This is a genomic window from Pseudomonas sp. B7(2017) (assembly GCF_002112745.1).
Lineage (GTDB): Bacteria > Pseudomonadota > Gammaproteobacteria > Pseudomonadales > Pseudomonadaceae > Aquipseudomonas > Aquipseudomonas ekonensis.
This window is the reverse complement of record NZ_NEIP01000012.1, coordinates 26515-38264: the sequence shown is the minus strand read 5'-3', so window position 1 is coordinate 38264 and position 11750 is coordinate 26515. Positions and strand designations below refer to the sequence as shown.

The 11750-nt window shown below is 66.0% G+C and carries 10 protein-coding genes; 8 read left to right on the top strand and 2 right to left on the bottom strand.

The features are described 5' to 3' along the window. Positions 1 to 7 precede the first annotated feature (7 nt). A complete protein-coding gene (locus CAG29_RS20500) occupies positions 8 to 790 on the bottom strand; it encodes a thermonuclease family protein (RefSeq protein WP_085585433.1) in 783 nt (260 codons plus the stop codon). A gap of 41 nt (positions 791 to 831) precedes the next feature. Continuing rightward, complete coding sequence (gene rpmE / locus CAG29_RS20495) at positions 832 to 1050, bottom strand: 50S ribosomal protein L31 (RefSeq protein WP_085585435.1); 219 nt, start codon at positions 1048 to 1050, stop codon at positions 832 to 834. Positions 1051 to 1253: 203 nt separating this feature from the next. Here rpmE and CAG29_RS20490 point away from each other — a divergent pair, with 203 nt between their 5' ends. The 8 genes from CAG29_RS20490 (at position 1254) to phaZ (ending at position 11636) form a co-directional block, all read left to right on the top strand. After that, positions 1254 to 3473, top strand: coding sequence for a primosomal protein N' (locus CAG29_RS20490; RefSeq protein ID WP_085631063.1), 2220 nt, complete (start codon positions 1254 to 1256; stop codon positions 3471 to 3473). A 174-nt stretch (positions 3474 to 3647) separates the two neighbouring features. Beyond that, positions 3648 to 5384: an arginine--tRNA ligase gene (argS, locus tag CAG29_RS20485; protein ID WP_085695052.1), complete on the top strand. Its 1737-nt coding sequence runs from the start codon at positions 3648 to 3650 to the stop codon at positions 5382 to 5384. Between the two features lies 1 nt (position 5385). After that, on the top strand, positions 5386 to 6105 hold the full coding sequence (locus tag CAG29_RS20480; protein ID WP_085695051.1) for an SPOR domain-containing protein: 720 nt from the start codon (positions 5386 to 5388) through the stop codon (positions 6103 to 6105). A 241-nt stretch (positions 6106 to 6346) separates the two neighbouring features. Next, positions 6347 to 6877, top strand: a complete 531-nt coding sequence (gene hslV / locus CAG29_RS20475) for an ATP-dependent protease subunit HslV (protein ID WP_007968352.1) — start codon at positions 6347 to 6349, stop codon at positions 6875 to 6877. A gap of 53 nt (positions 6878 to 6930) precedes the next feature. After that, positions 6931 to 8268: an HslU--HslV peptidase ATPase subunit gene (gene hslU / locus CAG29_RS20470; protein ID WP_085585443.1), complete on the top strand. Its 1338-nt coding sequence runs from the start codon at positions 6931 to 6933 to the stop codon at positions 8266 to 8268. A 141-nt stretch (positions 8269 to 8409) separates the two neighbouring features. Beyond that, positions 8410 to 8781 (top strand): gamma-butyrobetaine hydroxylase-like domain-containing protein, encoded by a 372-nt coding sequence (locus CAG29_RS20465; protein WP_085585445.1) that lies wholly within the window; start codon positions 8410 to 8412, stop codon positions 8779 to 8781. A gap of 259 nt (positions 8782 to 9040) precedes the next feature. Further along, the gene (gene phaC / locus CAG29_RS20460; RefSeq protein WP_085585447.1) at positions 9041 to 10720 is read left to right on the top strand and encodes a class II poly(R)-hydroxyalkanoic acid synthase; all 1680 of its coding nucleotides are present in this window, start codon (positions 9041 to 9043) and stop codon (positions 10718 to 10720) included. 61 nt (positions 10721 to 10781) lie between these two features. Then, positions 10782 to 11636, top strand: coding sequence for a poly(3-hydroxyalkanoate) depolymerase (phaZ, locus tag CAG29_RS20455; protein WP_085585449.1), 855 nt, complete (start codon positions 10782 to 10784; stop codon positions 11634 to 11636). Positions 11637 to 11750: the final 114 nt, after the last annotated feature.

Here is an 11750-nt window from a genome sequence, read left to right as displayed (position 1 = left end):
ATTTTTTTCAGCGGGAAGGCTGCAGCATGGCCGGATCCGTCAACGGCAGCAGCCAGCGCGGCTGCCCCGGCGACGATCCGCCGCGCCGCGAGCGGTCGACCACCCAGCCACGGGCCTCGATCTGCCTGCCTTCCAGCCGTTGCAGCGCCGCGCCGTCGAAACGGTCTAGCAGATTGGGCGCAACGCGCAGTACAAGCGCGTCCTGTATTTCGATCAAGATTGCGCCCCGATTGCGTCGGACCGTGCTCACACGCCCGCTGACCACGGCAAAGCCCGAGCGGGCGATCTGCTCCGCTTTCAGTACAGGCGAGCGCTTCCACACGCCGCGCCCGGCCCGTCGCGCCTGGCGCTCGGCGGCCTGCTGGCAGGCGACGAAATCCACGTTCGGCGCCACCGCCACCTGATACCCGAGGCCGTCAGCGAGCATTTGCGCTTCGAGATTGACGCCGCCGCGGCTGAAAACGTGCGCCAGCGTCCGACCGTAACGGTCCTTGGACTCCTTGCCGGGCAGCAGGCCGACGCGCCCGCCGCTGTCGGCCACCAGCGACGCCAGGCGTTGGCGCGCCGCCTCGGCGAACGGCTCGTCGCGGCGGCCCTGCTTGCCCAGCTCCGGGGTGTTGAGCCCGATCATCCGCACGCTGCGCCCGTCGCTCAGGCGCAGGGTGTCGCCGTCCACCACGCGCTGCACCGCGACATCAGCCAATCCGCCGGGCGCCGGGCAGAACGCCTGGGCGCCCGGCAGCCAAATCGCGGACACAAAAAAGGCGCCCGCAAGGGACGCCTTTTTCATCAGACCGGAAAAGCCTTGAAGGTTTTCCAGAATGAGCGGCCTTAGGCCTTTTTCGCGCCGAAAGCACCGAAACGGTCGGCGAACTTCTGAACGCGACCACCGGTGTCCAGAGTCTTCTGCTTACCGGTGTAGAACGGGTGGCACTCGTTGCAAACGTCGATCGGCAGAGCTTTGCCGTGAGTCGAACGGGTGACGAACTTGTTACCGCAGCTGCAGGTAACATCGATTTCAACGTAGTTTGGATGAATATCGGCTTTCATGGTGCTTTCCTCAGCTAGCGTGCCGCCACCCAACACGATTGTTGAATACCGCACGGAATTAGGGCGCGGATTCTACCAGACCTTGCCGATCACGCAAGCTGTCCCTTGAACCGACCGTCTGCTAGGCTCCCGCCCCATAGGCGACGCCCCACAGGTCATGTGCGCGACCGCTCCTTTCATCAGTCTGCCGATCGAGACCCCGCGTGCCCGACGCCATCTTGCGCCTCGCCTTGCCCTCCCCCCTGCGCCGCCTGTTCGACTACCGCGCTCCGGCCGGCGTGCCGCGCGACCGTCTGCAGCCGGGCATGCGCCTGCGGGTGCCGTTCGGCCGGCGGGAAATGATCGGGATCCTGGTGGAGGTCTGCGACACCAGCGACGTGCCGGCGGACAAGCTCAAGCCCGCGCTGGCCCTGCTCGACGCCAGCGCACCGCTGCCGCCGGCCCTGTTCAAGCTGTGCCTGTGGACGGCCCAGTACTATCAGCACAGCCTCGGCGACACCCTGAACTGGGCGCTGCCGGTGCTGCTGCGCCAGGGCGAGCCCGCCGAGGCCCGCCAGGAACGCTTCTGGTCGGCGGCCCCAGGCGCCAGCCTCGACGACCCGCGCATCGCCCGCGCCCCGCGCCAGCGGGAGGCCCTGGCCACACTGGCCCAGCATCCGCACGGCGTCGCCCACGGGCTGCTGGGCAAACTGATGCTGAACAAGGACAGCCTCGACCTGTTGCTGGCCAAGGACCTGGTGCAGGTGGAGGTGCGCCGCCATGCGCCGGGCGTGCGCCACGAGCATTGGCTGGCGCAGCCGGAGCTGCCGCTCAACGCCGAACAGCGCGCAGCCTATGAGGCGATCCGCGCCGGCTTCGACAGTTATCACGCGTTCCTGCTGGCCGGCGTCACCGGCAGCGGCAAGACCGAAGTCTACCTGCAACTGATCCGCGAAACCCTCGAAGCCGGCAAGCAGGCCCTGGTGCTGATCCCCGAGATCAACCTCGGCCCGCAGACCCTGGCGCGCTTCGAGCAGCGCTTCAACGCGCGCATCGCCCTGCTCCATTCGGCGGTCAACGACCGTGACCGCCTCGACGCCTGGCTCGCCGCCCGGGACGGCGAGGCCGACATCATCATCGGCACCCGTTCGGCGCTGTTCACCCCAATGAAGAACCCGGGGCTGATCATCATCGACGAAGAGCACGACGGCTCCTATAAACAGCAGGAAGGCCTGCGCTACCACGCCCGGGACCTGGCGCTGGTGCGCGCACGGCAGGAGAACATCCCGATCGTCCTCGGCTCCGCGACGCCTTCGCTGGAAAGCCTGCACAACGCCTACACCGGCCGCTACGGCCTGCTGCGCCTGAACGAGCGCGCCGGCGGCGCCAAGCAACCGCGTTTCCTGCGCCTGGACGTGAAGAGCCGGCCGCTGGACAGCGGCATCAGCGGCCCGATGCAGCAAGCCATCGGCCAGACCCTCGCCGCCGGCCAGCAAGTGCTGGTGTTCCTCAACCGCCGGGGCTTCGCGCCGACCCTGCTGTGCCACGACTGCGGCTGGATGTCCGAATGCCAGCGCTGCGATGCGCGGATGACCGTGCACCAGCGCTACGGCGAACTGCGCTGCCACCATTGCGGCCATGTCGAGCGCGTGCCGCGCCAGTGCCCCAAGTGCGAGCGGGTCGACCTGCGGCCGGTGGGCGCCGGCACCGAACGGGCCGAGGAGCGGCTGGCGATCCTGTTCCCGGACTACCCGGTGCTGCGGGTCGACCGCGACAGCACCTCGCGCAAGGACGCGATGAACCAGCTGTTCGCCACCATCCAGAAAGGCCAGCCGTGCATCCTGGTCGGCACCCAGATGCTGGCCAAGGGGCACCACTTTCCCCGGGTCACGCTGGTGTCGATCCTCGACGCCGACGGCGGCCTGTTCTCCGGCGACTTTCGCGCAAGCGAAAGGATGGCGCAGCTCATCGTGCAGGTGGCCGGCCGCGCCGGACGGGCGGAGGAGCCGGGCAAGGTGATCATCCAGACCCACCTCGCCGACCATCCTTTATTGGTGCAACTGACCGAACAGGGCTACTTCGCCTTCGCCGAGCAGGCCTTGAGCGAGCGCCGCGCCGCCGGCCTACCGCCGTTCGCCCACCTGGCGCTGCTGCGCGCCGAGGCGCACAAGCCGGGCCAGGCCGAAGCTTTTCTCGACGAAGCGTGCAGCGCAGCCGAACGCATGCTGGCCGAGCAGAACCTCGGCGGCATCGAACTGCTGGGCCCGGTGCCGGCACCGATGGAGCGCCGGGCCGGGCGCTATCGGGCTCAATTGCTGCTGCAGGCGACGGCGCGGGCTCCGCTGCACCGGCTGCTGGCCGGTTGGCTGCTGGCCCTTGAGCAGATGCCGAGCGGGCGGGCGGTGCGCTGGTCGCTGGATGTCGATCCGGTGGATCTGTACTGACGGACGGATCGCCATCCGGCCGGCCCTCTGCCACAAGGAATCGCGGCGCAATTGTCGCCGCACATCCACATCCGGCCTGCTAAGGTTGGCAAGCCCGTCTTCGCAACGGATAATGCCCAGTTTTTCCACCCGCGCACCGATGCGCCGCCGCGCCAGCGGTCGAAAGAGACGACCATGAAAGACACCATTCGCCAGCTGATCCAGCAAGCCCTCACCCAACTCGTCAACGAAGGTGTGTTGCCTGAAGGCCTGTCGCCGGCGATCCAGGTGGAAAACGCCCGCGACAAGACCCACGGCGACTTCGCCAGCAACATCGCGATGATGCTGGCCAAGCCTGCGGGCATGAAGCCGCGCGACCTGGCGGAAAAGCTCATCGCCGCCCTGCCGGCCGACGAGAACGTCACCAAGGCCGAGATCGCGGGCCCCGGCTTCATCAACTTCTTCCAGAACACCCAGGCCCTGGCCAACCGCCTTGACGCCGCCCTGGCCGACACCCGTGTGGGCGTGCGCAAGGCCGGTCCTGCGCAGCGCACCGTGGTCGACCTGTCGGCACCGAACCTGGCCAAGGAAATGCACGTCGGCCACCTGCGCTCGACCATCATCGGCGACGGCGTGGCCCGCGTCCTCGAGTTCCTCGGCGACGACGTGATCCGCCAGAACCACGTCGGCGACTGGGGCACCCAGTTCGGCATGCTGATGGCCTACCTGCAGGAAAACCCGATCACCAGCGACGAGCTGTCGGACCTGGAGAACTTCTACCGCGCCGCCAAGCAGCGCTTCGACGAGTCCGCCGAGTTCGCCGACCGCGCCCGCGGCCTGGTGGTCAAGCTGCAGGCCGGCGACGCCGAGTGCCTGGCGCTGTGGACCCGGTTCAAGGACATCTCGCTGTCGCACTGCCAGAAAATCTACGAGCTGCTCAACGTCAAGCTGACCATGGCCGACGTGATGGGCGAGAGCGCCTACAACGACGACCTGATCAACGTGGTCAACGACCTCAAGGCCGCCGGCATGCTGGTGGAGAGCAACGGCGCCCAGTGCGTGTTCCTCGACGAATTCAAGAACGCCGACGGCGACCCGCTGCCGGTGATCATCGTCAAGGCCGACGGCGGCTACCTGTACGCCACCACGGACCTTGCGGCCGTGCGCTACCGCAGCGGCAAGCTCAACGCCGACCGCGCGCTGTACTTCGTCGACCAGCGTCAGGCCCTGCACTTCCAGCAAGTGTTCGCCGTGGCGCGCAAGGCCGGTTTCGTGACCCATCCGATGGAGATGGAGCACATGGGCTTCGGCACCATGAACGGCGCCGACGGCCGTCCGTTCAAGACCCGCGACGGCGGCACCGTGAAGCTGATCGACCTGCTGACCGAGGCCCGCGAGCGCGCCTATAGCCTGGTCAAGGAAAAGAACCCGACGCTGGCCGAGGACGAACTGCGCAACATCGCCCGGGTGGTGGGCATCGGCGCCGTGAAATACGCCGACCTGTCCAAGCACCGCACCAGCGACTACAGCTTCAACTTCGACCTGATGCTCAACTTCGAAGGCAACACCGCGCCGTACCTGCTGTACGCCTACACCCGCGTGGCCGGCGTGTTCCGCAAGCTGGGCAAGGACTTCAGCGAAGTCGACGGCCAGATCGTCCTCGAAGCGGCGCACGAGCTGGAACTGGCGGCCAAGCTTGCGCAGTTCGGCGAAGTGCTGAACAACGTGGCCGAGAAAGGCACGCCGCACGTGCTGTGCACCTACCTGTACGACGTCGCCGGCCTGTTCTCCAGCTTCTACGAGAACTGCCCGATCCTCGCCGCCGACACCCCGGCGCAGATGCAAAGCCGCCTGCGCCTGGCCGCGCTGACCGGCCGTACCCTCAAGCAAGGCCTGGAACTGCTGGGCCTGGAAACCCTGGAGCGCATGTAAGTTGGCTGCCAAGAAAAAACCCGCCCCCAAGCGCGGCGCCAGCCGCTACCAGGCCCCGGCCAAGCAACCGATTCCGGGCTGGCTGTGGATGGCCATCGGCCTGACGGTCGGTGCGTTCATCGTGTTCCTGATGAAACTGGAGCCGGGCAAGGGCAGCGACACGGTCAAGCGCGAGAAGGTCGAGCAGCAGCAGCAACAGCAGAAGGCCACCAAGATCGCCGAGGCCAACAAGACGCCTCCGAGCCCGACGCAACCGGTGAAGCCGAAGTACGACTTCTACACCCTGCTGCCGGAATCGGAAGTGATCGTGCCGCCGGACGCCGTACCGGAGAAAACCTTGCCGACGCCGCAGGTGCCGGCGATCCCGACCACCCCGGTGACCCCGGCGGAAGCGGCGAAGATCGACACCGCGCGGGCCCAGGCGGCGCTGGCCGGCATCACGCCGCCGCCGGCCCCGCCGGTGGCGAAGGCGGCGCCGGTGACCAAGTTCTTCCTCCAGGCCGGTTCGTTCCGCAAGGAAGCCGACGCCGACAAGGTGCGGGCGCAGATCATCCTGCTGGGCCAGGCGGTGTCGGTGGAGTCCGGCACGGTGAAGGACGAGACCTGGTACCGCGTGCTGGTCGGACCGTTCAGCAACCGTGAGCAACTGACCACCGCACAGAAGCAGCTGGCGGGCAGCGGCTTCAGCAACTTGCTGTTACAACAACGCCAGAGCCGCTGACCCGGCACGTTGCGGCGAGGGCGCTGGCTCCCGACGGGGCGCCAAGCGCCCCCGAACCCTGCGGATCCTGCGCTTCAGACAGGCCAGGATCCCAGGACTTGCGGCGGGAGGGAGCGAACGCCCTCGCCACAGCCGCGCCCACCGCTCGTCCCCTCGCCACCCCCGCAGTTGAAATACCGTCCTCCACCCCCATATGGGTGTGCATAAGGCATTTTCGCCCCGCTGCGTGGAGACTCTTCCCTTGACCACCATCGTTTCAGTCCGCCGCCACGGCAAAGTCGTCATGGGCGGCGACGGCCAGGTTTCCCTCGGCAACACCGTGATGAAAGGCAACGCGAAGAAGGTTCGCCGCCTGTACCACGGCCAGGTCATCGCCGGTTTCGCCGGCGCCACCGCCGACGCCTTCACCCTGTTCGAACGCTTCGAAGGCCAGCTCGAAAAACATCAGGGCCACCTGATCCGCGCCGCCGTCGAACTCGCCAAGGAATGGCGTACCGACCGTTCCCTGAGCCGCCTCGAAGCGATGCTCGCGGTCGCCAACAAGGACGCCTCGCTGATCATCACCGGCAACGGCGACGTGGTCGAACCCGAAGACGGCCTGATCGCCATGGGTTCCGGCGGCGCCTACGCCCAGGCCGCCGCCAGCGCCCTGCTGAAGAAAACCGACCTGTCGGCCCGCGAAATCGTCGAGACCGCCCTCGGCATCGCCGGCGACATCTGCGTCTTCACCAACCACACCCAGACCATTGAGGAGCAGGATCTCGCTGAATGAGCCTGCCGCGCCCTGCGCCACAGCTCGTTTCTGCTTGAGGACCGTCAATCACCATGTCCATGACTCCCCGCGAAATCGTCCACGAACTCAACCGCCACATCATCGGCCAGGACGATGCCAAGCGCGCCGTCGCGATTGCCCTGCGCAACCGCTGGCGCCGCATGCAGCTGCCTGAAGAGCTGCGCGTTGAAGTGACCCCCAAGAACATCCTGATGATCGGCCCGACCGGCGTCGGCAAGACCGAGATCGCCCGTCGCCTGGCCAAGCTGGCCAACGCGCCGTTCATCAAGGTCGAAGCGACCAAGTTCACCGAGGTCGGCTATGTCGGCCGCGACGTCGAATCGATCATCCGTGACCTGGCCGACGCCGCGATCAAGCTGCTGCGCGAGCAGGAGATGACCCGCGTGCGCCACCGCGCCGAAGACGCCGCCGAAGAGCGCATCCTCGACGCCCTGCTGCCGCCGGCGCGCATGGGCTTCAACAGCGACGACGCGCCGACCCCGGACTCCAACACCCGCCAGCTGTTCCGCAAGCGCCTGCGCGAAGGCCAGCTGGACGACAAGGAAATCGAGATCGAAGTGGCCGAAGCCATGGGCGTCGACATTTCCGCGCCGCCGGGCATGGAAGAAATGACCAACCAGCTGCAGAACCTGTTCGCCAACATGGGCAAGGGCAAGAAGAAGGCCCGCAAGCTCAAGGTCAAGGAAGCGCTGAAGCTGGTGCGCGACGAAGAGGCCGGGCGCCTGGTCAACGAAGAGGAACTCAAGGCCAAGGCCCTGGAGGCGGTCGAGCAGCACGGCATCGTGTTCATCGACGAGATCGACAAGGTGGCCAAGCGCGGCAACGTCGGCGGCGCCGACGTGTCCCGCGAAGGCGTGCAGCGCGACCTGCTGCCGCTGATCGAAGGCTGCACCGTCAACACCAAGCTGGGCATGGTCAAGACCGACCACATCCTGTTCATCGCCTCCGGCGCGTTCCACCTGAGCAAGCCGAGCGACCTGGTGCCGGAGCTGCAAGGCCGCCTGCCGATCCGCGTCGAGCTCAAGGCCCTGAGCCCGGAAGACTTCGAGCGCATCCTCAGCGAACCGCACGCCTCGCTCACCGAGCAGTACTGCGCTCTGCTCAAGACCGAAGGCCTGAACATCCAGTTCCAGCCCGAAGGCATCAAGCGTCTGGCGGAGATCGCCTGGCAGGTCAACGAGAAGACCGAGAACATCGGTGCCCGTCGCCTGCACACGCTGCTTGAGCGCCTGCTGGAAGAGGTGTCGTTCAGCGCCGGCGACCTGGCCAGCGCCCACGACGAGAAGCCGATCCTGATCGACGCCGACTACGTCAACAGCCACCTGGGCGAATTGGCGCAGAACGAAGACCTGTCCCGTTATATCCTGTAAGCCACCCTTACAGATGTAGCGGAACGGTGGAAGCGAGCCTGCTTGCGATGGGGCGGTTCAGACAACCTCTGGGTTGAATGTGCCGCCCCATCGCAAGCAGGCTCGCTCCCACAAGGTTCCGCACCAGACGGATACCCGGTCATGCTGCCCACCGACATCAAACTGCACAAAGCTTCCAAGACCCTGACGCTCGCCTACGCGTCCGGCGAATCGTTCACCCTGCCCGCAGAGTTCCTGCGTGTGCACTCCCCCTCCGCCGAGGTCCAGGGCCACGGCAAACCGATCCTGCAGTACGGCAAGCTCCACGTCGGCCTGACCAAGGTGGAACCGGCCGGTCAGTACGCACTGAAACTGACCTTCGACGACGGCCACGACAGCGGACTGTTCACCTGGGAATACCTGTACGAACTGGGGCGACGTTATGACGCACTCTGGGCCGATTACCTGGACGAACTCAAAGCCGCCGGCAAATCCCGCGACCCGGACGAGTCCGTCGTCAAGCTGATGCTCTAGCCCGTGCCTCGGGCGGTTTAGAGGGCATTTTCTAAATTCATCTGTTTGAATGCTCCGCTTGTGCGGCCGAGGACTGGCCCGCTTGCGAAAAAAACCAATCTCGGGTAACCAATGGAACTGGCAAGTTCCCTGCAGTGTTCCGTGCACTGCAGATCTGCCCTGCAGAATCAACGGTCACCCGAGCGGCAGTACCTGGCACCGGCTGTAAGACTGCACAGTGAGGACCGGGTACTCGTCTCAGGACAATGGAGCGTCGTAGATGAGTAACAAGAACAACGATGACCTGAAGTACCAAGCCTCGGAAAACACCTTGGGGCTCAATCCCGTCGTCGGGCTGCGCGGAAAGGATCTGCTGGCCTCCGCCCGCATGGTGCTGACCCAGGCCATCCGGCAACCGATACACAGCGTCAAGCATGTCGCCCATTTCGGCCTTGAACTCAAGAACGTGCTGTTCGGCAAATCCGAACTGCAGCCTGCCGGCGACGACCGTCGCTTCGTCGATCCGGCCTGGAGCCAGAACCCGCTCTACCGCCGTTATCTGCAAACCTACCTGGCGTGGCGCAAGGAACTCCACGACTGGATCGACGACAGCAGCCTCTCGCCCAAGGACATCGCGCGCGGGCACTTCGTGATCAACCTGATGACCGAAGCCATGGCCCCGACCAACAGCGCGGCGAACCCGGCGGCGGTCAAGCGCTTCTTCGAGACCGGCGGCAAGAGCCTGCTCGACGGCCTCTCGCACCTGGCCAAGGACCTGGTGCACAACGGCGGCATGCCGAGCCAGGTCAACATGGGCGCGTTTGAGGTCGGCAAGACGTTGGGCGTGTCCGAAGGCGCGGTGGTGTTTCGCAACGACGTGCTGGAACTGATCCAGTACAAGCCGATCACCGAGCAGGTGTTCGAGCGACCGCTGCTGGTGGTGCCGCCGCAGATCAACAAGTTCTACGTGTTCGACCTGAGCCCGGACAAGAGCCTGGCCAAATTCTGCCTGCGCAGCAACGTGCAGACCTTCATCGTCAGCTGGCGCAACCCGACCAAGGAACAGCGCGAGTGGGGCCTGTCGACCTACATCGAAGCCCTCAAGGAAGCGGTGGACGTGGTCACCGCGATCACCGGCAGCAAAGACGTGAACATGCTCGGCGCCTGCTCCGGCGGCATCACCTGCACCGCCCTGCTGGGCCACTACGCGGCCATCGGCGAGAACAAGGTCAATGCCCTGACTCTGCTGGTCAGCGTGCTCGACACCACCCTGGACACCGACGTCGCCCTGTTCGTCGACGAACAGACGCTGGAGACCGCCAAGCGCCACTCGTACCAGGCCGGCGTGCTGGAAGGCAAGGACATGGCCAAGGTCTTCGCCTGGATGCGCCCCAACGACCTGATCTGGAATTACTGGGTGAACAACTACCTGCTCGGCAACGAGCCGCCGGTGTTCGACATCCTGTTCTGGAACAACGACACCACACGGTTGCCGGCCGCGTTCCACGGCGACCTGATCGAAATGTTCAAAAACAACCCGCTGACCCGCCCCGACGCACTGGAAGTGTGCGGCACGCCGATCGACCTCAAGCAGGTCACCGCCGACATCTTCTCCCTGGCCGGCACCAACGACCACATCACCCCGTGGAAGTCCTGCTACAAGTCGGCGCAGCTGTTCGGCGGCAAGGTCGAGTTCGTGCTGTCGAGCAGCGGCCACATCCAGAGCATCCTGAACCCGCCGGGCAACCCGAAGGCGCGCTACATGACCAACAGCGAAATGGCCGACGACGCCGATGACTGGCAGGAGAACTCGACCAAGCACACCGACTCCTGGTGGCTGCATTGGCAGGCGTGGCAGGCCCAGCGTTCGGGCGAACTGAAGAAGGCCCCGGCGAAGCTGGGCAACAAGGCGTACCCGGCGGGCGAAGCGTCGCCGGGCACTTACGTGCACGAGCGGTAACCGACACCCCCCGCCCCACCCTGCGGGGCGGGGGTGAACCCAATAGCCACAGGGCCTGAGCATGCCGCACCCGTTCATCTTCCGCACCGTCGACCTGGATGGCCAGACCATCCGCACCGCGGTGCGCCCCGGCAAGCCTCACTTGACGCCCTTGCTGATCTTCAACGGCATCGGCGCCAACCTGGAGCTGGTGTTTCCCTTTGTCGCGGCGCTGGATCCGGATCTTGAGGTCATCGCCTTCGACGTGCCCGGCGTCGGCGGTTCCTCGACGCCGAGCCGGCCGTACCGGTTCGCCGGGCTGGCGAAACTCACCGCACGGATGCTCGACTACCTCGACTACGGCCAGGTCAACGCGATCGGCGTGTCGTGGGGCGGCGCCCTGGCGCAGCAGTTCGCCCACGACTACCCCGAGCGCTGCAAGAAACTGGTGCTGGCGGCCACCGCCGCCGGTGCCTTCATGGTGCCGGGCAAGCCGAAGGTGCTGTGGATGATGGCCAGCCCGCGCCGCTACATCCAGCCGTCCCACGTGATCCGCATCGCGCCGCTGATCTACGGCGGCTCGTTCCGCCGCGACCCGACCCTCGCCGCCAGCCACGCGGCCAAGGTGCGCTCGGCGGGCAAGCTGGGCTACTACTGGCAACTGTTCGCGGGCCTGGGCTGGACCAGCATCCACTGGCTGCACAAGATCCATCAGCCGACCCTGGTGCTGGCCGGCGACGACGACCCGCTGATCCCGCTGATCAACATGCGCATGCTCGCCTGGCGGATCCCCAACGCCCAGCTGCACATCATCGACGACGGCCACCTGTTCCTGATCACCCGGGCCGAAGCGGTGGCGCCGATCATCATGAAATTCCTGGAGGAGGAACGTCAGCGTGCGGTGATGCATCCGCATCCGGCATCGCCGGGGGCATGACCGATCCGGCACGTTTTATGGAAGGTGTGTGGCAGGACGCCGCGCAGGCAACAATCCGCAACAGCGTCTATGGTTCTCTGGTTCGGTGTGTTTGTGTTTGGCCTGAAGACGAAG

Coding starts and splice junctions, on each gene's coding strand:
- CAG29_RS20500 (WP_085585433.1), bottom strand. CDS start 790: ATGAAAAAGGCGTCCCTTGCGGGCGCCTTTTTTGTGTCCGCGATTTGG.
- rpmE (WP_085585435.1), bottom strand. CDS start 1,050: ATGAAAGCCGATATTCATCCAAACTACGTTGAAATCGATGTTACCTGC.
- argS (WP_085695052.1), top strand. CDS start 3,648: ATGAAAGACACCATTCGCCAGCTGATCCAGCAAGCCCTCACCCAACTC.
- hslU (WP_085585443.1), top strand. CDS start 6,931: ATGTCCATGACTCCCCGCGAAATCGTCCACGAACTCAACCGCCACATC.
- CAG29_RS20465 (WP_085585445.1), top strand. CDS start 8,410: ATGCTGCCCACCGACATCAAACTGCACAAAGCTTCCAAGACCCTGACG.
- phaC (WP_085585447.1), top strand. CDS start 9,041: ATGAGTAACAAGAACAACGATGACCTGAAGTACCAAGCCTCGGAAAAC.
- phaZ (WP_085585449.1), top strand. CDS start 10,782: ATGCCGCACCCGTTCATCTTCCGCACCGTCGACCTGGATGGCCAGACC.